The organism is Ruegeria sp. F12 (genome assembly GCF_056533885.1).
The window spans coordinates 390,108-415,658 of sequence record NZ_JBQFOV010000001.1 but is presented as its reverse complement, the minus strand read 5'-3'; the positions used below and the strand labels follow the sequence as shown (position 1 = coordinate 415,658).

The 25,551-nt window shown below is 59.7% G+C and carries 24 protein-coding genes and 1 tRNA gene; 12 read left to right on the top strand and 13 right to left on the bottom strand.

Annotated elements, in window-relative coordinates:
• Positions 1 to 11: 11 nt before the first annotated feature.
• Positions 12 to 854, bottom strand: coding sequence for a YihY/virulence factor BrkB family protein (locus ACR0CA_RS02075; protein ID WP_480873929.1), 843 nt, complete (start codon positions 852 to 854; stop codon positions 12 to 14).
• Positions 855 to 1,015: 161 nt separating this feature from the next.
• Between ACR0CA_RS02075 and ACR0CA_RS02070 the strand changes: the two genes are divergently transcribed.
• From ACR0CA_RS02070 to cls, 3 genes are all read left to right on the top strand, one after another.
• Positions 1,016 to 2,110 carry an AI-2E family transporter gene (locus ACR0CA_RS02070; protein WP_237215588.1) on the top strand — a complete coding sequence of 365 codons (1,095 nt, stop codon included), beginning with the start codon at positions 1,016 to 1,018 and terminating at the stop codon, positions 2,108 to 2,110.
• A 3-nt stretch (positions 2,111 to 2,113) separates the two neighbouring features.
• Positions 2,114 to 3,220 (top strand): acetoin utilization protein AcuC, encoded by a 1,107-nt coding sequence (locus tag ACR0CA_RS02065; protein ID WP_480861026.1) that lies wholly within the window; start codon positions 2,114 to 2,116, stop codon positions 3,218 to 3,220.
• 77 nt (positions 3,221 to 3,297) lie between these two features.
• A complete protein-coding gene (gene cls / locus ACR0CA_RS02060) occupies positions 3,298 to 4,710 on the top strand; it encodes a cardiolipin synthase (RefSeq protein WP_480553028.1) in 1,413 nt (470 codons plus the stop codon).
• Here the strand turns inward: cls and ACR0CA_RS02055 are convergent.
• A complete protein-coding gene (locus ACR0CA_RS02055; RefSeq protein WP_170769812.1) occupies positions 4,707 to 5,141 on the bottom strand; it encodes an ion channel in 435 nt (144 codons plus the stop codon). The genes cls and ACR0CA_RS02055 overlap by 4 nt on opposite strands.
• Before the next feature lie 163 nt (positions 5,142 to 5,304).
• On the opposite strand from ACR0CA_RS02055, the gene ACR0CA_RS02050 reads away from it, so the two are divergent.
• From ACR0CA_RS02050 to ACR0CA_RS02040, 3 genes are read left to right on the top strand one after another with little or no spacing between them, the layout of a single operon-like run.
• Positions 5,305 to 5,952, top strand: coding sequence for an ABC transporter ATP-binding protein (locus tag ACR0CA_RS02050; RefSeq protein ID WP_480897369.1), 648 nt, complete (start codon positions 5,305 to 5,307; stop codon positions 5,950 to 5,952).
• Positions 5,949 to 8,363: an FtsX-like permease family protein gene (locus ACR0CA_RS02045; RefSeq protein WP_480897304.1), complete on the top strand. Its 2,415-nt coding sequence runs from the start codon at positions 5,949 to 5,951 to the stop codon at positions 8,361 to 8,363. Before ACR0CA_RS02050 ends, ACR0CA_RS02045 begins: the two co-directional genes overlap by 4 nt.
• Positions 8,353 to 9,393 carry a lipocalin-like domain-containing protein gene (locus ACR0CA_RS02040; RefSeq protein ID WP_480897303.1) on the top strand — a complete coding sequence of 347 codons (1,041 nt, stop codon included), beginning with the start codon at positions 8,353 to 8,355 and terminating at the stop codon, positions 9,391 to 9,393. The genes ACR0CA_RS02045 and ACR0CA_RS02040 overlap by 11 nt, the downstream gene beginning before the upstream one ends.
• Here the strand turns inward: ACR0CA_RS02040 and ACR0CA_RS02035 are convergent, their stop codons facing one another.
• The 3 genes from ACR0CA_RS02035 to ACR0CA_RS02025 all read right to left on the bottom strand — a co-directional run bounded on the left by ACR0CA_RS02035 (position 9,394) and on the right by ACR0CA_RS02025 (position 13,512).
• Complete coding sequence (locus ACR0CA_RS02035) at positions 9,394 to 9,825, bottom strand: universal stress protein (RefSeq protein WP_480897302.1); 432 nt, start codon at positions 9,823 to 9,825, stop codon at positions 9,394 to 9,396. It lies immediately after the preceding gene.
• A complete protein-coding gene (locus tag ACR0CA_RS02030) occupies positions 9,822 to 12,440 on the bottom strand; it encodes a TRAP transporter permease (protein ID WP_480897301.1) in 2,619 nt (872 codons plus the stop codon). The genes ACR0CA_RS02035 and ACR0CA_RS02030 overlap by 4 nt, the downstream gene beginning before the upstream one ends.
• Before the next feature lie 106 nt (positions 12,441 to 12,546).
• Complete coding sequence (locus ACR0CA_RS02025) at positions 12,547 to 13,512, bottom strand: TAXI family TRAP transporter solute-binding subunit (RefSeq protein WP_480719396.1); 966 nt, start codon at positions 13,510 to 13,512, stop codon at positions 12,547 to 12,549.
• Between the two features lie 346 nt (positions 13,513 to 13,858).
• Here ACR0CA_RS02025 and ACR0CA_RS02020 point away from each other — a divergent pair, with 346 nt between their 5' ends.
• On the top strand, positions 13,859 to 15,352 hold the full coding sequence (locus tag ACR0CA_RS02020) for a BCCT family transporter (RefSeq protein ID WP_170774172.1): 1,494 nt from the start codon (positions 13,859 to 13,861) through the stop codon (positions 15,350 to 15,352).
• 127 nt (positions 15,353 to 15,479) lie between these two features.
• Here the strand turns inward: ACR0CA_RS02020 and ACR0CA_RS02015 are convergent.
• Positions 15,480 to 15,565, bottom strand: a tRNA-Leu gene (locus ACR0CA_RS02015).
• Positions 15,566 to 15,708: 143 nt separating this feature from the next.
• Here ACR0CA_RS02015 and ACR0CA_RS02010 point away from each other — a divergent pair.
• Together ACR0CA_RS02010 and ACR0CA_RS02005 are read left to right on the top strand one after the other, a co-directional pair.
• The gene (locus ACR0CA_RS02010) at positions 15,709 to 16,287 is read left to right on the top strand and encodes a YqaA family protein (protein WP_170788626.1); all 579 of its coding nucleotides are present in this window, start codon (positions 15,709 to 15,711) and stop codon (positions 16,285 to 16,287) included.
• The gene (locus ACR0CA_RS02005) at positions 16,284 to 16,769 is read left to right on the top strand and encodes a disulfide bond formation protein B (RefSeq protein WP_480897300.1); all 486 of its coding nucleotides are present in this window, start codon (positions 16,284 to 16,286) and stop codon (positions 16,767 to 16,769) included. Before ACR0CA_RS02010 ends, ACR0CA_RS02005 begins: the two co-directional genes overlap by 4 nt.
• On the opposite strand, the gene ACR0CA_RS02000 is transcribed toward ACR0CA_RS02005, so the two are convergent.
• The gene (locus tag ACR0CA_RS02000) at positions 16,739 to 17,326 is read right to left on the bottom strand and encodes an HNH endonuclease (protein ID WP_170774178.1); all 588 of its coding nucleotides are present in this window, start codon (positions 17,324 to 17,326) and stop codon (positions 16,739 to 16,741) included. The genes ACR0CA_RS02005 and ACR0CA_RS02000 overlap by 31 nt on opposite strands.
• A gap of 209 nt (positions 17,327 to 17,535) precedes the next feature.
• On the opposite strand from ACR0CA_RS02000, the gene ACR0CA_RS01995 reads away from it, so the two are divergent.
• Both ACR0CA_RS01995 and ACR0CA_RS01990 read left to right on the top strand, forming a co-directional pair.
• Positions 17,536 to 18,141 carry a pseudouridine synthase gene (locus tag ACR0CA_RS01995; RefSeq protein ID WP_480502404.1) on the top strand — a complete coding sequence of 202 codons (606 nt, stop codon included), beginning with the start codon at positions 17,536 to 17,538 and terminating at the stop codon, positions 18,139 to 18,141.
• Between the two features lie 31 nt (positions 18,142 to 18,172).
• Positions 18,173 to 18,598 (top strand): VOC family protein, encoded by a 426-nt coding sequence (locus ACR0CA_RS01990; RefSeq protein WP_170774181.1) that lies wholly within the window; start codon positions 18,173 to 18,175, stop codon positions 18,596 to 18,598.
• Between the two features lie 2 nt (positions 18,599 to 18,600).
• On the opposite strand, the gene ACR0CA_RS01985 is transcribed toward ACR0CA_RS01990, so the two are convergent.
• From ACR0CA_RS01985 to ACR0CA_RS01975, 3 genes are read right to left on the bottom strand one after another with little or no spacing between them, the layout of a single operon-like run.
• Entirely contained in the window at positions 18,601 to 18,903 is a 303-nt protein-coding gene (locus tag ACR0CA_RS01985; RefSeq protein WP_480897299.1) for a putative quinol monooxygenase, read from the bottom strand.
• A 45-nt stretch (positions 18,904 to 18,948) separates the two neighbouring features.
• Positions 18,949 to 19,614 carry an alpha/beta hydrolase gene (locus ACR0CA_RS01980; RefSeq protein ID WP_170788629.1) on the bottom strand — a complete coding sequence of 222 codons (666 nt, stop codon included), beginning with the start codon at positions 19,612 to 19,614 and terminating at the stop codon, positions 18,949 to 18,951.
• Positions 19,611 to 20,243, bottom strand: coding sequence for a DNA-3-methyladenine glycosylase family protein (locus tag ACR0CA_RS01975; protein ID WP_480897298.1), 633 nt, complete (start codon positions 20,241 to 20,243; stop codon positions 19,611 to 19,613). The genes ACR0CA_RS01980 and ACR0CA_RS01975 overlap by 4 nt, the downstream gene beginning before the upstream one ends.
• A gap of 97 nt (positions 20,244 to 20,340) precedes the next feature.
• On the opposite strand from ACR0CA_RS01975, the gene ACR0CA_RS01970 reads away from it, so the two are divergent.
• Positions 20,341 to 21,567, top strand: coding sequence for an MFS transporter (locus ACR0CA_RS01970; RefSeq protein WP_480897297.1), 1,227 nt, complete (start codon positions 20,341 to 20,343; stop codon positions 21,565 to 21,567).
• Between the two features lie 3 nt (positions 21,568 to 21,570).
• Here the strand turns inward: ACR0CA_RS01970 and ACR0CA_RS01965 are convergent, their stop codons facing one another.
• The 3 genes from ACR0CA_RS01965 to cysS are packed head-to-tail and all read right to left on the bottom strand — an operon-like array spanning position 21,571 to position 25,381.
• Positions 21,571 to 22,353, bottom strand: coding sequence for a squalene/phytoene synthase family protein (locus ACR0CA_RS01965; RefSeq protein ID WP_480897296.1), 783 nt, complete (start codon positions 22,351 to 22,353; stop codon positions 21,571 to 21,573).
• On the bottom strand, positions 22,350 to 23,984 hold the full coding sequence (cimA, locus tag ACR0CA_RS01960; protein ID WP_480897295.1) for a citramalate synthase: 1,635 nt from the start codon (positions 23,982 to 23,984) through the stop codon (positions 22,350 to 22,352). Before cimA ends, ACR0CA_RS01965 begins: the two co-directional genes overlap by 4 nt.
• A complete protein-coding gene (cysS, locus tag ACR0CA_RS01955; protein WP_480897294.1) occupies positions 23,984 to 25,381 on the bottom strand; it encodes a cysteine--tRNA ligase in 1,398 nt (465 codons plus the stop codon). Before cysS ends, cimA begins: the two co-directional genes overlap by 1 nt.
• Positions 25,382 to 25,551 lie beyond the last annotated feature (170 nt).

The window sequence follows — 25,551 nt, the reverse complement described above, 5'->3', positions numbered from 1 at the left end:
ATGTGGTGAAGCTAGTCCGCCGCCTCGCCCAGATCCATCAACGCCCCGTTGAACTCGGCCCCCAAAATCAGCATGGCCGCGCAGAGGTACAGGAAAATCAGTGCCGCCATCACTCCGGCCAGCCCCGCATAGGTCGCGTTGTACGAGGCGAACTGCCCGATATAGATCGAGAAGCCCCACCCGCCCGCCGCCCAGAGCGCAAGCGTCAACGCCACGCCGGGCAGGATTTGCGTCAGCTTGTGGCGCCGCGTCGGCAGCAGAAGATGGGCCAGCATCACAAGCCCCGCTGGGACCGCCACTGTAAAGGTCCAGCGCAGCCGATCCACGGACAGCCAATTGGACACGTTCACATCCGTTTTTTCGGACACAAGCCTTGTATATACTGGCAAGACAACCTCGACTGCAGCAATCGCAAGAACGGTCGCTCCTCCGGCAATCACCAGTCCAAGACAGTAAAGGCGGGTTTTCCAAAACGGCCAACTGTCTTGATCATGATAAGCCTGATTCATCGCCGCCCGCACTGCCATCACCCCGTTCGAGGCGAAAAACACTGCCAACAGCCCCCCCAGCGTGATTACGCTGGAGTTCGAAGCCTGCAAAACTGCTCTCAGCTCGGCCACGATCGGATCGGCGACATCTTTGGGCCAAGCGCCGAAAATCAGCTCGATCAACTCATTGGTGACATAGTCTTGCGACAGTGTCCCCGCCAAGGCGACTGTGAACAGGACGAAGGGAAACAGGGCCAGCATCAGGGACATGGCAACATGGCTGCTCATGACCATTCCGTTTTTGGCACTGAACCGGCCAAAGGCCAGCCATAGCGCCTGAAGGGGTCGGTTTGCGGAAGGAATCATATTGGCGCTCATGTCCAAATCTTAACGCGGCGCGCAGGATCACAGAACCGTCAAAACCCGGTTCAACGCAAATTAATACTCCCAAACGCTTGCGCGCATTGCATAATCCTGCTCGGCTGTGCAGGATCAGGGCAGTAAATCGGCTTCTCAAGACAGCTAGAATGGCAACAGACAAAACGATGCCTTTGGATCAGGACCCACATGTGACACGACCGCGACTGCGCCTGTCGGTCGTGCGTGACACCGCGATAGTCGCCACGCTGGTGGTGCTGGGCCTTTATGCTGGGTCCGCCTTTCTGATCCCGCTGACCATGGCCTTGCTGATCAACGTTCTAATCATCGCGGTCAGCGATCGTGTCATCTCCATCACGCGCGTGCCGGTCTGGGTGGCCAACATCGCCGGTGTTATCGTTGTTTTGGCCGGTTTGTTCATGATCATGTATATTCTGGGCAGTCAGGCGACACAGTTTGCCCGCTCGATCAACACCTACGAAGATCAGTTCGACAGCGCCGTGAACCGGATCGCGGGGCTGGTGGGCAATGACGTTACAAGCTTTATCCGTGACAATCTGATCAGCATCGACATGTCCTATGTCGCGCGCGTAATGCTGGGCAGCGCTACCTCGTTGCTGAATCAGTTCTTTCTGATCAGCCTGTATGTTGCGTTCCTGATGGCCGAGCGGTTGGCGTTTCGCAAGAAAATACAACTGGTTGCGGGGAACCCTCAAACCGGAGCAGACTTCGCGGCGGTGCTGGATGCCATTTCGTTTAGTCTGCAACGGTATGTGGGGGTAAAGACCTTTATCAGCCTGGTCACGGCCGGGATCAGCTATTCGATCTTCCGTGTTCTCGGGCTGGAATATGCCGAGACCTGGGCCGTCCTGACCTTCGCGCTGAATTTCATCCCCTCGATCGGCTCGATCATTGCGGTCATTTTCCCGGCCATGATCGCGCTGGTTCAATTTGAAAGCATCGGTCCGTTTTTGATAATCGTGCTGGGGTGCGGCACCATCCAATTCCTGATCGGCAATTTCGTAGACCCGGCCATGCTGGGGCGGTCGCTGAACATGTCGACCTTCCTTGTCATTCTGGCGCTGACCTTCTGGACCACGGTCTGGGGCATGATTGGCGCGTTCCTCAGCGTGCCGCTGACCGTCTGCATTCTGATCGTGTTCAGCCATATCCCAGCACTCAGGCCGATTGCGATCATGATGTCGCTGGATGGAAGCTTGGGCGAAGACCCGCGCGCAGGGTGAACCATGCAGCCTGTGTTCATCGGGTCAGAGATCTATCGGAACTCCACCTACGGCACACAGCATCCGCTGGCGATTCCGCGTGTGTCGACGGTCATCGACCTGTGTCGCGCGCAAGGCTGGCTGAACCAGCAGAACTACCGTGTCAGTCCTTGCGCAAAACCCTCTGCCCTGCACGCATTTCATACGCCGGACTACATCACCGCGCTGCAACAGGCCGAGGCCGAGCAGGCCGTCTCGAATGACACCCGCAGCCGATACGGGCTGGGAACTTTGTCCAACCCTGTTTTTGCCGAGATGTACCGCCGTCCCGCCACCGCCGCCGGAGGGTCGATGCTGGGTGCCGAACTGCTGCGCGAGGGCGGCATCGTTTTCAGCCCCGCAGGCGGCACGCATCATGGGCTTGCGGACCGCGCCAACGGGTTTTGCTATCTGAACGACCCGGTTCTGGCGATACTGACCTTGTTGAAATCCGGGCTGGATCGAATCGTCTACGTGGATATTGACGCCCATCACTGCGACGGGGTTGAAAGCGCATTTGCAGGGTCGGCCAAAATCCGCATGATCTCGGTCCACGAAACGCGCCGCTGGCCCTTTACCGGCGCTTTGACGGACACGGCTGGCGGTGCCGCCTTCAATCTGCCCGTCGAACGCGGGCTGAATGATGATGAGTTCTATACGATCCTCGACCAGTTGATCCTGCCCGCCACAACGTCGTTCCGACCTCAGGCCATTGTGCTGCAATGCGGGGCCGATGCAGTGGCCGAGGACCCTCTGTCGCGCCTAACCCTGTCCAACAACGCCCATTGGCGCACCGTGGCGGCCCTGCGCGGCTTGGCGCCACGCCTGCTGGTGTTGGGTGGCGGCGGATACAACCCGTGGTCAGTCGCCCGACTTTGGACAGGTGTTTGGGCGGTGCTGAACGGGACCGAGATCCCGGACCGGCTGAACAACACCTCGCAAAGCACTTTGCGCGGCCTGCGCTGGAACAGGGCTGCGGGCAAGCGGCCACCTCTGCATTGGTTTGAAACGCTGCGCGACCGCCCGAATTCAGGCGAGGTTCGGGACACCTTGCGGGCCGACCTCGCGCAATTGGCGGCTCGGTTGCCTTAATCTCAGCACGCGTATAGCCCCGGATCGCAAACGGGGATACACTGGGGCAAATAACTGGAACGAGGGCCTATAACCCCGTGTGGACATTGCTTGTTTCTGCGCTTGTCTTTGCGCTTTATGTGCTGGCGGCAGTCTTTGCGATCCGCGCCGCGCAGACCGCGCGCACGCCGCAAGGGGCCGTAGGCTGGGTGGTGTTCCTGATCTCGGCCCCGGTGTTTGGCGTCCCGCTCTATCTGTTTCTGGGCCACCACAGGTTTCGCGGTTATCGCATCGCGCGCAAGCACAGCGAAAGTGTGGTCGAAGGGATCAAGACATTCGCCGATTTCTCACGACCCGATCCGGCCACGATGCGGATCAACCCGCGCCCGTTCGAGGCACTTGCCCACCTGCCCGTCTCGCGCGGGAACGGGGCCGCGTTGCTGGTCGACGGGCAAGCCACGTTCGACGCCATATTCGAGGCGATTGATGCGGCGCAGAACTACATCCTGATACAGTTCTACATCGTGCGCGATGACGCGCTGGGCCAAAGGTTGCAGTCCAAACTGATCGACGCGGCCCAGCGTGGCGTGAGCGTGCGCTTCATGACTGACGCTGTCGGCAGCTATGGCCTGCCCACGGCCTATCTGGACACGCTGCGCGAAGCCGGGGTCGAGATTGCCAACCCGCGTGATCGGCGCGGACCACAACACCGCTTTCAGCTCAATTACCGCAACCACCGCAAGACGGTGATCATCGATGGTGAAACCGGGTTTATCGGCGGGCACAATGTAGGCGTCGAATATCTGGGGCAAGACAACTATTTCGGGCACTGGCGCGATACGCATATCAAGATGAGCGGTCATATCGTCCGGCAGTTGCAATTGATCTTTACCGAAGATTGGCACTGGGCCCATGAAGAAGACCTGATCGACGATCTGGACTGGGCAGGCTCGGAGTCTGATCAGGACATGAACGCGCTTTTGGTTGCAACTGGTCCCGGTGACGAAACAGAAACCGGTTCAATGATGTTCTTTGCCGCCATTACCGAGGCGAAAGAGCGTTTGTGGATCGCATCGCCCTATTTCGTGCCCGATATCGACATAATGACCGCCCTTCAGCACGCTGCCCTGCGCGGGGTAGACGTGCGCATTCTGGTACCCGAAGTGATGGATCACCGCCTGCCCTGGCTGGCAGCCTTTGCCTATTTCGACGAGGTGCGCGACTGTGGCGCGCGGGTCTTCCGCTATACCAATGGGTTCATGCACCAAAAAGCTTTTGTCGTGGATGACACGTTGGCCGCCGTCGGTACCACGAATCTAGACAACCGATCCTTCCGCCTGAATTTCGAGGCCATGGCGCTCTTTTTTGACAGCCGCGCCGCCAATGCGGTGGCCCAAATGCTGGAGGCGGATTTCGAACAAAGCTACGAGCTGGACCGCGACCTGTCCGAACAACGCCTTTATATCCGCTTCGGCTCCCCTCTGGCGCGGCTCTTTGCGCCGATCCTTTAAGAGATCAACTCTTCCTGAAAAACACGGGTCATCAAGGCGACCATGAAGGCTGTGGACAACCCGAACGCCAACAGGCCCGTCACCGAGGCGAAGGCGCCGAAAATCCTCAGCCCCTCACCCAAGACAATATCGCCATAGCCAAGTGTCGTGAATGTCACCAATGAGAAATAGAGCGCCTCGTTCCATTCCGGCAGTGTTTCCCCCAGCACCCACACAACGGCCCATAGCCAGACCTGAAACGTATGAATCAGAACGATAAACGCCAGCGCGGTACATAAAGGTGCTGCGATGGTAAAGAACCGTTTGCTCTGCTCCAACCGCAGAGAAAGCACTCGGATCACCTGCGTACACCAAGTCAGCAGCACGATCTCGATCAGGAAGCAAATCCCCAGATAAAGACTGCCCCAGACAATTTGCTCTGGTAATGTCATGCTCGCCCGTCTCATTGTGACCACTTGACCTCACCATGACGTGTTCAACAGGGCTGAACAACCCCACCTGCCCGGCTGCGACGAAAGGGTGCGAAATCAACTCTGATCTGGACACCAATGCCGAAGGGTCCACATTGTGACGGACATCGTTAGAGGCTTGGAAATGCTGCTGAAGATCGACGACGTTCGGAAATCCTATCCGGGTGGTCGCCCCGTTTTGCAAGGGGTGACGCTGAACCTTGATCGCGGGCAAACTCTGGCGCTGACGGGCGAAAGCGGCAGCGGCAAGAGCACGCTTTTGAACCTTGTGGGTGCGCTTGATGGGTTCGACGGGGGCGAGATCACGCTGGACGGGACCGCTCTGTCCGGTTTGGACGATCCCGGTCGGGCGGCCTTGCGCCGTGAAAGCGCGGCATTGGTGTTTCAGCAGTTCAACCTGATCCCTTCACTGACCGTCGCGCAGAACCTAGCTTTTCACGCGCGGCTTGCGAACCGGCTGGATGCAGAATGGGTCGGTCATCTGGCCACGCGACTGGGACTGTCCGATTTACTGGACCGCTACCCCGAGACCCTGTCGGGAGGCCAGCAGCAACGCGTCGCCATCGGACGCGCCATGGCAACAAGACCCAAGCTGCTGCTTGCGGATGAGCCGACGGGAAATCTGGACGAAACCGCCAGCGCCACGGTGCTGGATCTGATGCTGTCCCTGATCGCGGAAACCAAGGCGGCGCTACTACTCGTCACGCATTCACAGGACATTGCCGGGCGACTGGATCATCACGCGCATCTGTCTGGTGGGCGGGTGGCATGACGCGTGTCGTCCTGCTGGCTCTGCTGTCCCATTGGCGGGCGCATCGGTTGCAACTGGCCACATTGCTGATCGGCATCGCGCTGGCCACGGGCCTGTGGTCTGCGGTTCAGGCCATCAATGCCGAGGCGCGGGCCAGCTATCAGCGCGCCAACGAGCAATTGCTGCTGGGCCGCTTCGACACGCTGCGCAACCCCTCGGGCACGATCCCGATTGAGCAATATGCAACGCTCAGACGCGCAGGTTGGCAGGTGGCCGCTGTGCTTGAAGGCTCGGTTCGTATCGGAGAAAACAGATTCCGGTTGCTTGGTGTTGATATGGTCGCTTACCCGGCCCTACCCGCTGTTACTCAGGTCGAAGAAGGGGCTGCCCCGCCTGACCCTGCCGATATGCTAACCGCACCGGGTCGCTTGCTGACAACGCCCCCAGTGGCCGACCGGTTGCAAAACCAGCAGTCTCTGCCGCCGGTCCTGATCAGCGACGCCCTGCCACCCGGTTTGATCCTGACCGATATCGGCGTGGCTGAAACCCTGCTGGACCGTCGTGGCCAGATCAGCCACCTGGTCGTATTGCCACAACAACCGAAGGGCCTGCCCGCTCTGCCAGAGATCACCCCCGATCTCGACCGTATCCCCGCCGCGGACCAATTGGACACCGCGCAATTGACCGACAGCTTTCATCTGAACCTGTCCGCCTTCGGGCTTTTGTCCTTTGCAGTGGGCCTGTTCATCGTGCATGGCACGGTTGGGCTGGCCTTCGCCCAACGGCGCGCGATGATCCGCACCTTGCGCGCCCTTGGCGTGTCGATGCGGCGGCTGGTCTGGACCATTCTGGCCGAGTTGACCCTACTGGCCCTGATCGGCGGCGTGTTGGGTCTGCTGCTCGGGTTCTTTATCGCTGGTGCCTTGTTGCCTGATGTGGCCGCCACGCTGCGCGGTCTATACGGCGCGCCAGTCAGCGGGCAGATCAGCCTGCAACCACAATGGGCTTTGGCCGGACTTGCAATGGCGCTGGGTGGTACCTTGCTGGCCAGCGGTCACGCCCTGTATCGACTAGCCCACCTGCCGCTGCTGTCCGGGGCAGGCGTTCAAGCCTGGCGCAGCGCTGCCTCGGGCCGACGGGTGATCGCGATGGCCGGAGTAGCCGCGATTGCTCTGGGTATCGGCGCGCAATTGGCGATCGGAGGCTTGATCGCTGGGTTCATCCTGGTCGCGGGCCTTCTGACCGGCTCTGCCCTGCTGCTTCCGTTCCTTCTGTCCATCCTGTTGCGCGGCTTCGGGGCTCGGGCGAACGGCCCCGTCGCGCAATGGGTCTGGTCTGATATGCGCGCGCAACTACCGGGCCTTTCGCTGGCATTGATGGCCCTACTGCTGGCACTGGCCGCCAATATCGGCGTCAGCACGATGGTGTCGAGCTTCCGCCTGACCTTTACAGGATGGCTCGATCAGCGTTTGGCCTCGGAACTCTACCTGACCGCCGCCGACGATGCGCAGGGCCAAGAGATCACACAGTGGCTTGCCCCGCAGGTTGATATGATCCTGCCCATTCGCAACACCGAAATTGCTCATGAGAGCGGGCCATTGTTCCTCTACGGCGTTCTGGACCATCCGACCTATCGCGAAAACTGGCCGCTGATCGCCACGTCCGACGGCGCGTGGGACCAAGTGATGCAGGGGCGCGCAGTATTGATCAACGAGCAACTCGCCCGCCGTCAGAACCTCTGGCCCGGCGATGAGTTGGCGCTGACATCGGCGACCACCTTGCCCATCGCCGCCGTCTATTCCGACTATGGCAACCCGACCGGGCAGGCCATTGTCGCAATGCCACTGTTGGACATGATCGCGCCGGGGGTCGAGACACGGCAGTTCGGCATTCGCATACCGCCCGAGCGTGCCTCGGCTCTGGCGCAGGAGTTGCGAGACCGGTTCGATCTGCCGTCGGGCGCCGTGGTTCAGCAAGCGGCGATCAAGGCGCAATCGCTGGCAGTGTTCGACAAGACATTTGTCGTAACCTCGGCACTGAATGTCCTGACGCTGGGTGTGGCCGGGTTTGCAATATTGACCAGCCTGCTGACCTTGTGGACCCAGCGCCTGCCCCAGATCGCGCCGGTCTGGGCGCTGGGGCTAACCCGGAATCGGCTGGCGTGGCTCGAGGTGCTGCGCAGTATCCTGTTGGCCGCACTGACAGCAGTGCTGGCGCTGCCACTTGGGCTTGCACTTGCATGGGTCCTGCTGGCCGTCATCAATGTCGAGGCTTTTGGCTGGCGCTTGCCGATGTATCTTTTCCCTGTGGATTGGGCCTATCTTCTGGCGCTGACCATTCTGGCGGCTTTTGTTGCGGCCGCCCTGCCTGCCTTGCGCCTGCTGCGCCTGCCACCTGCGGACTTACTGAGGGTATTTGCCAATGAACGTTAGGGCTTGGTTTTTGATCGCCGTTCTGCTTCTACCCAATTGGGCTCACGCGCAAGGCTATGCGGGCCTAGGCGGATCTGCCGAAGGCTTTGCGATCCCCCAACGCGGATATCAATTTCAATTCCCGGCTGACCATGGTCCTCACCCCGACTACCGGATCGAGTGGTGGTACCTGACGGCCAATCTGCAAGGCGAGGACGGGCGCGATTATGGTATCCAGTGGACATTGTTCCGTTCAGCGCTGAAGCCCTTTGAAACGGATGGCTGGCAAAACCCTCAGCTTTGGCTGGGCCACGCTGCCGTCACCACGCCTGACAACCATTTTCTGGCCGAGCGTCTCTCGCGCGGCGGCATCGGTCAGGCCGGAGTGACGGCCTCGCCGTTCGAGGCATGGGTCGATGATTGGTATATGCGAGGGAATGATCTGAACAGCTTGCAGCTGCGTGCCAGCGGCGCAGAGTTCACGTATGACCTGAGCCTGACAGCCCAAGGCCCGTTGGTGTTTCACGGGGCGGACGGATATTCCGTAAAATCCGCTGAAGGACAGGCAAGCCACTACTATTCGCAGCCCTTCTACCGTGTTGAGGGGACTTTGCACCTGCCGGAAGGCAATGTCGCCGTGCAGGGTCAGGGCTGGCTGGATCGAGAATGGTCCTCGCAACCTCTGGCCGCGGATCAGATCGGATGGGACTGGTTCTCGCTCAGTTTTGACGACGGAGACAAGCTGATGGCATTCCGTCTTCGCGGGACGCAACAAGATTTCACGGCGTCCACATGGATTGGCGCAGATGGCACCACAACCCCGTTGCCGGACGGGTCAACCCGTTTCACCCCGCTGGACAAAGCGCGGATCGCAGGGCGAGACATCCCCGTTCGCTGGCGCGTTGAATTGCCTGAACGCGGAGTGGATGTCGAAGTCACGGCCCTGACGCCCAAAGCATGGATGGCAACGCGATTTGAGTATTGGGAAGGCCCGATCATGGTATCGGGCAGTCACACAGGGCGCGGCTACCTTGAAATGACCGGCTATTGATCAGCGCACGACGTAGACGGAGACTTCTGAGTGTCTGACGACGCGTGCTGCGTTTGGGCCGAGGAGGTAGTCTTTGAGGTCGGGCCGGTGTGCGCCGATGACGATCAGGTCGCTGCCTGCTTCTTTGGCCGTGTGCAGGATTTTCTGATAGGCCGTGCCCGTGGCGACCACATGGCGTACCTGTGCGTTGCGCGCTTCGCCCAGGACCGATTGACCCAGCGCCTCGAGCGCTTCTTGCGCTTTGGTCACGGCTTGCTCGTGATGCTCGGGCTCGAAGAAGCTGCCGACAAAGGATTCCCCAAAATCGGGCAGCACCGTAACAACATCAAGCTGAGCATTGTCGAGCTCTGCCAGCCGCGCGGCCTGACGTAGGACCTCGGCATCGGTTTCGGGCTTCCCGGCATCTACGGCACAGAGGACGGATTTGATCATGATGTTACCTCTTGTTCGCTTGTGCGGGCTGCACGGCTGCGTTGCAGGAAGGCGATGAAGCCCAGCAAGATCAGCGCCGGGATGAAGATCAGCTCTTTGGGGGGCTGGTTCTGGGGGGCCTGCACGGTGGTGATGCGGACGGGCTCGTCGGCGTAGTAGTCGAAGTTCGACAGCTCGTCCGAGACCGGGGTGCCGAACAGAGGCTCATCCAGCTTGACCAGGCCGTCCTCCTCAAGCGGCAACAGGCCAAGGGCGTCGATGCGGGCCGCACCATCACCCTCGTCGCCGACCGTCAGGACCACGGTGGTTTCGGTCATGTTGCCGGTGTCAAAATCGGGGCCCGCGACCTCGATCCGCAGGGTGCTGCCCGGTGCGGCGTCGCCCACGGCTTGCTCCAGCTGTGCCGGGTCGATCTGCGCGAAGGGCGGCGCGATGCGGTTCATGAAGAAGTCCGGACGGAACAGCGCAAAGGCGATCAGGATCAGCGCCACGCTTTCGTAGATGCGGTTGCGGGTCAGGAACCAGCCCATGGTGCCGGCGGTGAAGATCAGGATCGCGATGGTCGCAGAGATGGCCACCAGAATGCCCTGCACCCAGCCCACATCAATCAGCAAGAGATCGGTGTTGAAGATGAACACGAACGGCAGCGCCACGGTGCGCAAGGAATAGAAGAAGGCGGTGAAGCCCGTCTTGATCGCGTCGCCTCCTGACACGGCAGCAGCGGCAAAGCTGGCCAGACCCACGGGCGGCGTCACATCGGCCATGATGCCGAAGTAGAACACAAACAGATGCACCGCGATCAGCGGCACGATCAGACCGTCCTGCGCGCCCAGTTCCACGACCACACCCGCCATCAGCGAGCTGACGACGATATAGTTCGCCGTGGTCGGCAGGCCCATACCCAGAATAAGGCTGAGCAGGCCCACCAGCGCCAGCATGGCGATCAGGTTGCCGCCCGACAGGAACTCGACCAGATCGGCCATCACCTGCCCCACACCGGTCAGCGTCACGGTGCCCACAATCACGCCTGCAGTGGCGGTGGCCAGTGCGATGCCGATCATGTTGCGCGCGCCGTCGATCAGGCCGTTCCACAGGTCGGCCACGCCAGCCATGAAGGCATTGGCCGTGTTGTTCTCACCCCGAAAGATCGACTTCAGCGGCTTCTGCGTCAGCAGGATCACGAACAGCAGCGAGGTGGCCCAGAAAGCCGACAGACCCGGCGATTTCTGCTCGATCATCAGGAAGTAGACCAGCACGATGATCGGCAGCAGGTAATGCAGACCGGCCTTGTAGATCTCGGCAATGACCGGCAGCTCGACCTCTTTGGCGTTGGGGTCATCGGGGACGAGATCCTCGACGCCCGAGGCCAGTTTCAACAAGATCATATAGGCCACAACAACCAGCGCCGACAGCACCAGACCAGACGCCCCCGGCATCAGCGCAATCACCGCCTTGATCGGGTATTGGATGCCATAGCACAGCCCGGCAAAGCCCACAAAGAACAGCGCCATACCGCCGATCGTGCGGCCCATCGACACCACGCGGTTGCCCAGCGTCGGCATGTTCCGCTTCACCGCCTCAAGGTGCACGATATAGACCAGTGCGATGTACGAGATCGCCGCCGGCAGGAAGGCATGCGTGATCACCTCGACATAGGAAATGCCCACATATTCCACCATCAAAAAGGCCGCTGCCCCCATCACCGGCGGCATGATCTGACCGTTCACCGAAGAGGCGACCTCGACCGAGCCCGCCTGTTCGCTGGAAAAGCCCACCCGCTTCATCAGCGGGATGGTGAAGGTGCCGGTAGTCACCACATTGGCAATCGAAGAACCCGAGATCAGCCCGGTCGCCGCAGACCCCACCACAGCCGCCTTGGCCGGGCCGCCGCGCAGGTGACCCAGCGCGCCAAAGGCCATCTTGATAAAGTAATTGCCCGCACCCGCCTTATCCAAAAGCGCACCGAACAGCACGAAGAGGAAGACGAACTTGGTCGAGACGCCCAAAGCGATGCCAAACACACCTTCGGACGTGATCCACATATGGCTCATGGCCTTTTTCAGGCTGGCGCCCTTCCACTGGATCACCTCGGGCACCCAGGAGGATGAGCCAAAGAACACATAGGCCAGGAAAATCGTGGCAATGATCGCCATCGCCGGGCCAAGCGCACGCCGCGCGGCCTCGAACAGCAACAGCAACCCAGCCAGGGCCACCCATTTGTCCACGTCATCGGCCAGCAGGCCATTGTTCACGACTTTTTCGTAGAAAATATAACCATAAAGCGCGATCACCGCACCCACCACGCCCATGATCCAATCCTGCACGGGGATGTAATTGCGCGGGCTGGATTTCAGCGCCGGATAGGCCGCAAAGGCCAGAAAGATCGCAAAGGCCAGATGGATCTGGCGCGAGTTGTTCACCACGCTGCCCGGCAGCAGCACATTCGACAAGGGCGAGGCCAGCACCACCTGAAAGACCGACCACAGCACCGCCACGATGGCCAGAAACAGCCCCACATTCCCCGCCGGATTGCGCGCGCCCGCGTCAGAGGACGCCACCAGATCCTGAAGCTCTTCCTCGGATAGCGGGCGGTTGGATTGTGTGTCGGAACTCATCTGGCGTCTCCCCGTCATATGGCCGTTTCGGCCTTATCGTCCACCCGGCTGCTCCGGGTGCAAAAGGGGCGCGCCCGTCACAGGCGCGCCCCACATCAGGTCCGGCTTACTGCAGCCAGCCTTTTTCCTTGTAGTACTTCTCGGCACCCGGATGCAGCGGCGCCGACAGACCGTCCGAGATCATCTCTTCGGGCTTCAGGTTCGCAAATGCCGGGTGCAGCTTTTTGAAATCGTCAAAGTTTTCAAAGACCGAGCTGACAACCGCATAGACTGCGTCATCGGATACATCCGCCGAGGTCACAAAGGTCGCGCCTACACCAAAGGTCGTGGTGTCGCCATCCGAGCCGCGATACATGCCACCGGGGATGGTCGCGGTGCGGTAGTAGGAATTGCCGTCGATCAGACCATCGATCGCATCGCCGGTCACGTTCACCAGAACGGAATCACACGCAGTGGTCGCCTCCTGAATCGAGCCCGACGGGTGACCCACGGTGTAGATCATCGCATCGATCTGGTTGTCGCACAGCGCCGCCGACTGCTCAGCCGCTTTCAGCTCCGAGGCCAGCTCGAAATCGTCCAGCGTCCAGCCCACGGCCTCAAGCACAACATCCATCGTGCCGCGCTGACCCGAACCCGGGTTGCCGATGTTCACGCGCTTGCCCTTGAGGTCTTCAAAGCTGGAAATCCCCGCATCCGCGCGCGCCACAACCGTGAACGGCTCAGGATGGACCGAGAACACCGCGCGCAGGTTCTCAAACGCGCCCGCATCTTCGAATTTCGAGGTGCCGTTGTAAGCATGGTACTGCCAGTCAGACTGCGCCACACCAAACTCCAGCTCACCCTCGCGGATGGTGTTGATGTTGTAAACCGACCCACCCGTCGATTCCACCGAACACCGAACCCCATGCTCCTTACGGCCCTTGTTCACCAAACGACAAATCGCGCCACCCGTCGGATAATAAACGCCCGTTACACCACCCGTGCCAATCGTGATAAACTCCTCAGCATAAGCCGCAGGCGACAAAAATGCGGCAACGACAGAGCCAAGGGCCAGTTTTCTGCTGTGTTTCATTTGAATAACTCCCATGTTTTTATTGTGTTTGAGAGAATTTTCAGAGCGCCCTGGCCGGGCACATGCACAAGCTTTGCACCGTTCAACCTGGCAACAGGGTCAAACATCTGAATTTTCTACGTCTCCCAACTGCTTCGACGTTTCATTCAGAGACCCGGCTTGTCAACCCCCGCCCGCAGCGCAACGTCCCGGCACCGCATATCTGAGGGCCGATGACGAAAATTCCCCTCAGTAGAACGGTCGACCCCCTTTCGGCCGCTACGCAGCGCGACACAGTATGTCCCATGCTTTATTTCAAGCCGGGGATGGGATTAACTAAGCCTAACAGACCAGAAGGTGAAAAAACTTGGAAAACAACGGACCAAGCCCGCTTTTGATTACTGCGTTGCTCCTCAGTGCCGCGATTGCCGGTTGGGGTCTCGCTGACCCTCAAGGGTTGGGCAGATTGGCTGAAACTGCGGTGGCCACTCAGTTCAACAGCCGCGGCTGGTTCATCATGCTTGAGGTCAGCGGCCTTCTTTTCGTGGCTATTTTCCTTGCCCTGTCACGCTTTGGCGATATCCGTCTGGGAAGCGACGCGACCGAGCCCGAGTTCTCGACACCCGCCTGGATCGCGATGCTGTTTGCGGCCGGAATGGGTGTTGGGCTGTTGTTTTATGGCGCAGCCGAACCTCTGACTCATTTCGAGGTTCTCAAACAGTACAATAACGATGCCGAAGCCGCCAGCTATGCGATGTTCGTGACCTACCTGAACTGGGGCTTTCACGCATGGGCGATCTACGGAATTGTAGCGCTTGTCATTGCCTATTTCGCCTATCGTCGGGGTGGGTCAATGTTGCTAAGCGCACCCGTCGTCGAGGCGTTGGGCGATGTACGCTGGACTCGTGCGATGGGATGGATCTTTGACCTCCTGTCCATCGTCGCCATCGCGGTCGGCCTGGCCGGGTCAATGGCAATGGGTGTATTCCAGATACAAACCGGCGTGGCTGGCCTGATCGGAATAGATACGCCCGAGGTCCTGACCTACCCGGTGTTCATTGCGCTTTGTATCGCGTTCATCATCCCGCTACGAAAAGAGCTTGGAGATGGAATGGCGAAACTGTCGAACGCGGCGATGCTGATTGCCGTGGCCATGATGATTTATCTTTTGATTCTGGGCCCGACCTCATTTTTGATGAATGACATTGTCGCCGGATTTGGCCGCTACCTGTTCGAAGTTTTACCCGCTGGATTCTCGACGGCCGAATTTTTTGACGAAACCATCGTAAACTGGTTCCAAAGCTGGACACTGAACTACATGATCTGGTGGCTGGCGTGGTCGCCTTTTGTCGGCATATTCATCGCCCGGATCTCGCGCGGGAGAACGATCCGAGAATTTCTTGTCGGCGTGATCATAGCACCCACCCTGTTTTCGATACTTTGGTTCGGTATTTTTGGCGGCCTTGGCTTCTATGACGCCCTGCGTCAGGACGGGGCACTATCGGTTATCAACGCCCAGAATTTGGACGCAACCACGTTTGCCCTGCTGGAACGGTTCCCCTTGGATTCCATCACGCGGGCCGCGACCGTGTTGGCGGCGTTCCTGTTTGTCGTAACCAGTGTCGTCAGCGCCGGCTTCACTCTTGCCATGATCGGAACCGGCGGCGATCAGAATCCCTCGCCGCGTATTCGAACTGTCTGGGGTGCCATTCTCGGAGCGTTGGGGCTTGCGATGATTCTGGTCGGGGATATCGGACTTGTCCGCTCTATCATCGCACTGTCGGCCATCGCATTTGTCTTCATCGTTCCAGTTCTGGTGATCTGCCTGTTCAAATCCCTATCGCAAGAGGCCCGTTCATGAGCCAAGCCCTGATCGATACCGTTCTGAACGTGAACGTCTTTGCCTATATGGGATTTCTGATCTGGCTCGTGCTTCGACCCAAGAAATGACCCCTGTTCGGGTAAGGTATCAGAACAATTTGCGGAGGTGGTGCCCAAGGAGAGACTCGAACTCTCACGATGTTACCATCGGGGGATTTTGAATCCCCTGCGTCTACCATTCCGCCACTTGGGCAACGAACACTGGATTAGCGCCCATGGCCCAGAAGGTCCAGAGGCAAAAAACACCGCGCGAAAGGTTTGTTTCACCTGCAAGGTTGACGCCCCACAAAGCGCATGATTTGGCTGGCGGGGAATGAAACAGGATTTGAGCGTCTGATGCTGCGATCTCTTTACGACTGGACCCTTCGTCTAGCCGAACATCCGCACGCGCTGTGGGCGCTTGCCTTTGTGGCGTTCATCGAAAGCTCGTTCTTTCCGATCCCCCCGGACGTGTTGATGATTCCGATGATCATCGCCCGCCCGTCTCGCGCGTGGCTGATTGCCAGTGTCGCATTGGTCGCCTCGGTTCTGGGGGGAATGTTGGGCTATGCCATCGGGGCGTTCTTTTACGAAAGTATCGGTGCACCCATCCTTGAATCCATGGGCAAAGGCCACGCGATGGAGGAGTTCAACACCCGCTTCAACGATTTCGGCTTCTGGGCCGTGCTGGCTGCAGGTGTGACCCCCTTCCCATACAAGGTGATCACCATCATGTCGGGTTGGACAGGGATGCCGCTGGGCACGTTCATTGCAACCTCGATCTTGGCCCGCGCGCTACGGTTTTTCCTGGTGGCGGGTCTGCTGTGGGGCTTTGGCGAGCCCATCAGAGGTTTCATCGAAAAGCGCCTTGGTCTTATGTTCACCCTGTTCATCCTTTTGCTCTTTGGCGGCTTTCTGGTGGTGAAATACCTATGACACGACGTACTCTGTTGATTTTCTGTGCGGCCGGCGGGTCGGCTGCGCTGTTGCTGGGGGCGTGGGGCTTTCAGTATCTTGGCGGTCTGGCACCGTGCAAAATGTGCATCTGGCAGCGCTACCCACATGGGGCCGCTGCCGTGGTCGGCGCTTTGGCCTTGGCGCTGCCGCGCTTTGGACTGCTGCCGCTGCTGGGCGCGCTCGCCGCACTGGCCACTTCGGCCATTGGCGTCTTTCATGCGGGGGTCGAGCAAGGCTGGTGGGAAGGTCCGACAAGCTGCACGTCGGGCGATATCGGCGGGATGTCGACCAATGACTTGTTCGATCAAATCATGACAGCACCGCTGGTGCGCTGCGACGATATCCCGTGGCAAATGCTTGGTCTATCGATGGCCGGATGGAACGCCGTGATCTCGGCCGGGTTGGTGCTGATCTGGCTGGCGGCGTGGCGTCAGAACTCGTCCAGTTCCGCATCCCAGTAAAGGAAGTCGATCCAACTGTCATGCAGGTGATTGGGTGGAAATTTCCGCCCGATATTGCGCAACGCTTCGGCATCGGGCTGACGCGGAGGTTTACGCAAGCTCATCCCCGCCTGCCGCAAGGATTTCGACCCCTTTCGCAGGTTGCAAGGGCTGCACGCCGCCACAACATTCTGCCAACTGGTCACGCCACCTGCGGCGCGCGGCACCACATGGTCAAAGGTCAGATCACCCCGGCTGCCACAATACTGACAGCGGAATTCATCCCTCAGAAATAAATTAAAGCGCGTGAAGGCCACGCGCTTTCTGGGTTTTACGTAATCTTTCAGCACAACAACCGACGGTATTCGGATTTGGGTGCTGGGGCTTCGAACGACCTCGTCATATTCGGCCACGATATCCACCCGATCCAGCCAGGCCGCCTTGATCGCTTCTTGCCAGGGCCACAACGACAGAGGGTAGTAGGACAAGGGGCGATAATCGGCGTTCAAAACCAATGCCGGATGATGCCTCAGCGCACCGGGTTCCCTGACAAATTCGGTCCTGAAGTCTGCGTCCATATCAGAATCGCTCCTCGCTCTGCTCTGCCCGTTTGACATCAGAGCGGGGAACACCCGCCCCGGCCTTAACTTAACTATATATCGTGTTAAAACTCTGACAAGCCCCGAGTTTCCACAATATCTCGGGATTGGTTATTCCGAATCCGTAACAGAGACGTGACGGTTATCCACAGCTTGCGCCGCTGTGTCCTGCACGCTAAGGCGGGCCCATGGCCTGGTTCATCCGATTCAACAAACCTTTTGACGTGCTGCCGCAGTTCACCGACCGCGCCAATGAAGGCTCGCCGCGCAGTACCCTGTCGGATTTCATCGACCTACCCGGTGTCTACCCGGCCGGTAGGTTGGATCGGGACAGCGAAGGCTTGATGCTTTTGACAGACAATGGCCGTCTGCAGGCCCATATCTCAGATCCCAAACACAAAATGTCCAAAACCTATTGGGTTCAGGTTGAGGGGCAGCCCGACACCGCCGCACTGAAGGCACTTCGCGACGGGGTAGAGTTGAAAGACGGCGTAACGCGCCCCGCCAAGGCTCGTCTGATGGACGAACCCGAAGGGCTATGGCCGCGCACCCCTCCAATCCGGGTACGTCAGACGGTGCCGGATTGCTGGATCGAATTGATCCTGCGCGAGGGTAAGAACCGACAGGTTCGTCGTATGACGGCGGCTGTTGGACACCCTACCCTGCGCTTGATCCGTGCTCGTGTCGGCGACTGGGCACTGGACGGATTGCAGCCCGGCCAATGGGACAGCTTGCCCGAACCTGCGTTCAACGCGGCCCCACAACGTAAACGCGACCGCCGCACGCGCCGGTGACAAAAACCGCGATTTGTGATAGGCTTACGCCATGAAGATCACACCAGATATCCCGACCCCCAATGGTATTCTCGAGGCTGCGATCTATGTCGATGATCTGGACGCCGCTGAACGGTTCTATGGTGAGATTCTGGAGTTAGAGAAAATCCAGCGCATTGCCGACCGGCATGTATTCTATCGGGTCGGCGCTTCGGTTCTGCTGGTGTTCAACGCGGACGAGACCGAGAAACCGCCCCAGAACCCAGACTTGCCCGTGCCGCCGCACGGCGCGCGTGGACCGGGCCATGTGTGCCTGTCCATGCCGCGCGCGCAGATCGAAGCGATGCGCAAACATCTGCTGGACTGGAACGTGCCAATTGATGCGGAGTTCGACTGGCCCAACGGCGCGCGTTCGATCTATGTGCGCGACCCGGCAGGTAATTCGGTGGAGTTCGCAGAACCCCACCTGTGGGGCTGACCTTAGCTCAGTGGCTGTTTCTCACCACCCACAATCCGGCACACGCTGTTCGAGATCACGCCAACCTCGGCCAGAGCCGCCCGAAACGCAGCCATATGCGTAGTGGCGAAATGCGCCTCTAGCGCGGCTTGGCTTTCCCATTCTTCGTAGACACGAAACAGGTTGGGACGCCCCAGAATCTGGCTGAATTCATAAACGATACAGCCTATTTCCTGCACCGTTTCCGACACCATTTCCTGCGCTGCTTTTACAGCCTTTTCAACACCTTCTGGCGCGACCTCAACCACTCCTGTGACCACCAGCATTGCCAATCCTTTCTGGTTTAAACTCGTTCAGACCCACATAGGGGTTCAAAGGCTCAGCTTATCGCGCATGAAGGCCAGTGCCACGCTCAGGCCATCGGGGGCGATCCCGTGGCCGGTGCCCTTCATGACATGGGCGTAGACCTCTTTGAAATCAGCGGCTTGCAGAGCTTCGGCGGCTTCGGGCAGAGACTGAGGCGGAACCACGTCATCAGCGTCACCATGCACCAGCAGGACCGGCATCCGACTGACGGTTTCATCTGGCAGAAGATCTGGCTCCAGCAACCGGCCCGAGAAGGCCACGATCCCGGCGACCGGATCCTCGCGACGCGGGGCGACATACAGGCTCATCATCGTGCCCTGTGAAAACCCGAATAGAACCACCTGTTCAGGTAAAACGTCCTCGTCGACCATCAGCGCGTCAAGGAAGGCGTTGAAATCTTCGACCGCCATCTCCATGCCACGGCGCGCCTCTTCTTCGGAGGAGCCATCGATCCACGGGATCGGGAACCATTGAAATCCGTTGGGCATACCGGGGATTTGCTCGGGCGCGTCGGGCGCCACGAACAACGTGTCCGGCAGGTGTTCACCAAGCGGATCGGCCAGACCCAGCAGGTCAGCCCCGTTAGCGCCATAGCCATGCACAAACACCACGACCGAGCGTGTGTCGCCCGAAACCGGCTCTTTTCGGAGCGCATTCAATACTCTAGTCATCTGATCCCTTCTCGTTCCTTGGCCACCCGGTAATAGGCCCACAGCACCCGCGCCGCAACCGAGCGCCAGGGCGACCACGCCTCGGCCATCTGTCGCAGTTCTTTGTCGGTCGGTCGCTTGGGCAAATCGTAGAGAATACGCGCGGCCTCTTGCAGCGCCAGATCGCCGGGTGCAATCACATCGGCTCGGCCCAGCGAGAACATGGCATAAATCTCGGCCGTCCAGACCCCGATGCCGGGAACCTCGGTTAAAATAGCGACCACATCTTCATCGGGAATGTCGCGTAACGCCTTGTAATCAATGCGTGCGTAGGCCAGTGCGCGAGCATAACGGATTTTCTGACGGCTCAGCCCTACGCCGCGCAGGTCATCATCCGTGGCCCACATGATCTTACGCGGACCGGTCAGTTTCGCCTCTTGCAAGCGCTTCCAGATCGCATTCGCCGAGGCCACACTGACCTGCTGACTGACAATCGCGCTAAGCAGCTGCGCGAACCCATCAGGCTTGCGACGCAGGGGCAACGGCCCCACCTGCTCCATTGCGTAAGCCATGCGCGGGCAGGCATCGCCCAGCCACTCGGCCCCTTCCCGCACGCAGTCATTGGTTTCGATGATACGTCCGACGGACATGCGGGCCCCAACCTGTTTGATTGCGCACACGTTAGGCTGCTTTGCCGCATATGCAACCCGCTTGTACAAGGCGGTTTTCGCGGATACCCATGAGCGCATGACGTTGACCGACACCGCCCCCAATGACAGCCAAGCCAAACGTAACGTGGCGGTGCTGGTCGCAGCCCAAGCCATGCTGGGTGCGCAGATGCCAATGGTATTCATCGTTGGCGGGTTGGCCGGTCAATCGCTGGCTACCAATGCCTGTTTGGCAACGCTGCCAATCTCACTGATCGTTCTGGGCTCGATGCTGGCGGCAACACCGATTTCGGCCATCATGCAACGCTGGGGACGACGGACCGGGTTTCTGGTGGGCGCCACGGCGGGCGCGTTTGGCGGGCTGGTTGGGGCCTATGGCCTCTACCTCGGGTCGTTTCCGGTGTTCTTGCTGGGCAGTCTGTTGACCGGTGTCTACATGAGCGCGCACGGGTTCTATCGCTTTGCTGCTGCCGATACCGCGTCCGAGGCATTCCGGCCCAAGGCGATTTCATATGTCATGGCTGGCGGCCTTGCGGCCGCCATTATTGGCCCACAGATCGTCAAACTGACTTCGACTGCCTATGTGATTCCGTTCCTTGGCACCTATCTGGCGATCATCGCGCTGAACATCATCGGATCGGCCCTGTTCTTCTTTCTGGATATTCCAACGCCACCGAAAGCAGAAGAAGGCGCATCTACAGGTCGTACGCGCCTTGAGATGCTGAAAACCCCGCGCATCGCCGTGGCCATCATTTGCGCAATGGTGTCCTATGCGCTGATGAACCTAGTGATGACTTCGACCCCGCTGGCTGTTGTGGGATGCGGCTTCTCGGCCAATGATGCGGCGGATGTGGTGACCGGCCATGTGCTGGCCATGTATATCCCCAGTTTCTTTACCGGTCAGTTGATCGCGCGCTTCGGGGTGGAAAAAATCGTCGCCCTTGGCCTTGCCATTCTGGCAGGCGCCGGTGTCGTCGCGCTGCAAGGTGTTGAGCTAGAAAACTTTTTTATTGCCCTGATCCTGCTGGGCATTGGTTGGAACTTTGGCTTTATTGGCGCTACCACGATGCTAGCCGCCTCGCATGACGTAAGCGAGCGCGGGCGGATGCAGGGCCTCAACGACTTGTTGGTGTTCGGAGGCGTGACACTGGCCTCATTGTCCTCGGGCGGGTTGATGAACTGTTCGGGCGGATCCCCGGTTGAAGGGTGGACAGCCGTGAACCTTGCCATGATCCCACTGCTGACACTGGCCGGAGGCGCGCTGCTGTGGCTGGTCCTGCGCCCGGCCGAGCCGGAAACGGCCTGAAACCTACCAGCGTCCTCGGACAACATTCCACATCAGTGACGCCCGCCGACGAATTTCGCCTTGCGCCAACGCACCGGCCACAACGCGCTCGGGCTCTGCAATCGCTTTGCGCAACACCCAATCGGTCTGCCAACCTACATGCATCGCAGGGCATGCCTCGGGCGAAACACGCGATCTGTTCGCTCGTGCGGATTCTAAACGCTCCAACGCCGATCCCGCCAGCGCCTGCACCCCTGCAGGTGTCCCGTCCAACAATGGGATACGACCGCGTGCTTCAAGTTCTGGGATCGCCCGCAACCAGTTGGCAACGCCTACAGCATAACCAAAATCGCGCAGCAATTGCTCGTCGGCTTCACCCAAGGCTTGCGCCGAAGCGACCATCAGCGACCCTGCGCTTTGATACAGATAATTATCGAAATGCGCCTGATCCTCGAACGGGTCGCGGTAAATATCCCAGCGCCTTACAGCCACATATTCATCCAATGCGACAGCCAGATGTGGTGATAGAACGCGGGACAAGGGTGTGACGACCTCATGCCTGCGCACCGTGTTGCCTTCGGCAATCTCCTGCAACGCATCCCGCCACCATTGCAGACGCATCTCGGCAATCATGGTTTCCTGCGTGACCCAGGGCGCGCGCGCGACCTCGACATTCAGTGCATAGATAGGGAACAGAACAACCCGTGCGGCAACCGGAGCAGCCATCGCCGCCATGAACCGATCCGGATCGGCGCGATGCACCAGTGCCGCGCAGGCTTTTACGTCATCGTCAAAGGCAACGCTCACTCGGCCACCGCAGTCTGTCTTTCGCAATCACGCACCAGCTTCCACTGGATCGCATCCAGCAGCGCCTCGAACGAGGCATCGACTATGTTCGCGCTGACGCCAACGGTGGACCAGCGCCGCCCCTGCCCGTCTTCGCTGTCGATGATGACGCGGGTGACAGCCTCGGTCCCGCCTTGGGTGATACGCACCTTGAAATCCACCAGCCGCATATCGGCCAGCACCTGTGAATATTGCCCCAGATCCTTAGCCAGCGCCTTGGAAAGCGCGTTCACCGGGCCTCGATCGCTGCCATCGTCGTCCAGAGATTCACTGACCGATAGCTTCTTTTCGCCGTCGACCTTCACCACGACCACGGCTTCGGACAGGCTGACCATCTTGTTGTACTTGTTCTTGCGCCGCTCGACCGTGACCTTATAGCGCTTGACCTCGAAGAACTCTGGCAGTTGACCCAGCTCATCCCGCGCCAGCAATTCAAAACTGGCCTGCGCGGTGTCATAGGAATAGCCCTCGGCCTCGCGCTGCTTAATCCTGTCAAGGATACGCCCCAGCGCCGGGTCGGCTTTTTCCACCGACAGCCCCGCCTCGGTCAGACGCTTGCGCAGGTTCGACTGGCCCGCCTGGTTAGACATCGGGATGATCCGCGCATTGCCGACCGCACCGGGGTCGATATGCTCATAGGTCGAGGGATCCTTGAGGATCGCACTGGCGTGCAACCCCGCCTTGTGGGCAAAGGCCGAGGCCCCCACATAGGCCGACTGCTTGCTGGGCACCCGGTTCAGGATATCGTCCAACATCCGGCTGACTCGCGTCAGCCCAGCCAGCGCCTGCGTGCTGACGCCGATGTCAAACTGCGAGGCATAGGGTTCTTTCAGCAACAAGGTCGGGATCAGAGCAGTCAGGTTCGCATTCCCACACCGTTCACCCAGCCCGTTCAGCGTGCCTTGTATCTGCCGCGCGCCTGCGTCGACAGCGGCCAGTGAACAGGCCACCGCGTTTTCGGTATCGTTATGCGTATGAATGCCCAACCGATCGCCAGGCAGCCCTGCGGCAATCACCTCAGACACGATGCGCGACACCTCGGCGGGCAGCGCACCGCCATTGGTATCGCACAGAACAACCCAGCGCGCGCCTGCGTCCAGCGCCGCTCGGCAGACTTCGACCGCATAGGCGGGATTGTCCTTGTAGCCGTCAAAGAAATGCTCGGCGTCAAACAGCGCCTCGCGCCCCTGCGCCACGATATGCGCGACCGAGGCGCGGACATTCTCAACATTCTCCTCCAGCGTGGTCCCCAACGCGTGGGTCACGTGGTAATCATGCGATTTTCCCACGAGACAGACGGCCTGCGTCCCCGCGTTCATAACAGCGGCCAAAACATCGTCATTTTCAGCCGAACGCCCCGACCGTTTGGTCATACCAAAGGCCGTCAACCGGGCCGAGGTCTTTGGTGCAACCTCGAAAAACGCGCTGTCGGTGGGGTTTGCACCAGGCCAGCCGCCCTCGATATAGTCCACACCCAGCTCATCCAGAGCCTTGGCGATCTGCACCTTTTCAGCGGTCGAGAACTGCACCCCTTGGGTCTGCTGCCCGTCGCGCAGCGTGGTGTCGTATAGATAAAGCCGTTCCTTCGACATTACACGCCCTCCAGCTTGGCAGCGTCAAACCCGGCCCCCGGCACAAGCTCCACACCGACCTTGCTCATCCTCACTTCCAGGCCTGCCGCGACATAGGCCGCCTTCAACCGGTCCACTTCCGAGAAGTCCTTGCTTTGCATCGCCTCGGCGCGCGCCTGGGCCAGACGCGCGGCATGACCCGAAAGATCTGCTGATCCCGTATCAGCCCAAGCACCCATTTCAGGCTCCAACAGCCCCAGAACCTGCGCACTGGCCAACAGGCCCGCCGCGTCACCCTCTGCCGCCAGACGGTGGAGTTCCGCGACAGCCCCCGCCGTGTTCAGGTCATCACTCAGCGCGGCGATCACCGAGGGGGCCGCGCTGGCGGCGGGCTCGATGCCCGCTGTCAGCGCCCGCCACTTGCGCAGCGTCGCCTCGGCCTCGCGGGCCTTCTTCTCGGTCCAATCCATAGGCTTGCGGTAATGCGTTTGCAGGAACACAAACCGGATCACTTCACCCGGAACACCTTGGTCCAACAGGTCATGCACGGTGAAAAAATTACCCAGAGACTTGGACATCTTCTTACCCTCGACCTGCAACATCTCATTGTGCAGCCAGACCCGCGCGAACTCACCCTCGGGATGGGCACAGCAGCTTTGCGCGATCTCGTTCTCATGATGCGGGAACATAAGATCATTGCCGCCGCCGTGAATGTCGAAACTCTCACCCAACAGCTCATAGCTCATGGCCGAGCATTCGATATGCCACCCCGGACGCCCGCGTCCCCACGGGCTGTCCCAGCCGGGAAGCTCATCGCTCGACGGTTTCCACAGCACAAAATCCATAGGGTTCTTCTTGTAGGGCGCAACCTCGACCCGTGCCCCTGCAATCATGTCATCAACCGACCGCCCCGAAAGAGCGCCATAACGCTCTTTCCAGCTGTCTACGGCGAACAGCACATGCCCCTCTGCAGCATAGGCGTGGCCTTTGTCGATCAGCCCTTCAATCATCGCGATCATCTGCGGAATATATTCAGTCGCACGCGGCATCTGGTTCGGCTCTAGTGCGCCCAACGCCCCCATATCATGCAGATACCAGCCGATCGTCTCATCCGAGCGTTCCTGCACCAATTGCTCCAACGCGCCCGGTGCGCCGGCCTTTTGACGCGCCAGGGCGGTCGCGTTGATCTTGTCATCCACGTCGGTAAAGTTACGCACATAATTTACGTGATCCGCCCCATAGGTGTGACGCAGTAACCGGTACAGCACGTCAAACACCACCACGGGCCGCGCATTGCCCAGATGGGCGCGGTCATAGACCGTCGGGCCACAGACATACATCCGCACATTATCAGCACTGATCGGCACGAAATCCTCTTTCGTCCGCGTCCGTGTGTTGTGCAGTTTGATCGTGGTCATCGGTCAGCTCCTAAGAACAGCGTGGCGTCTCGCGTTAGCGCGGGCTTAGCAACTTGTCTCAGGGATGAAAACGAAAGAAACCGGCCCGCGTGATAAATCAGCAGGAAATGCAGCAGATAATGATGCAGTTCATCGGGTTCATAGGATGAGATTATCACGCGCGCGCCACC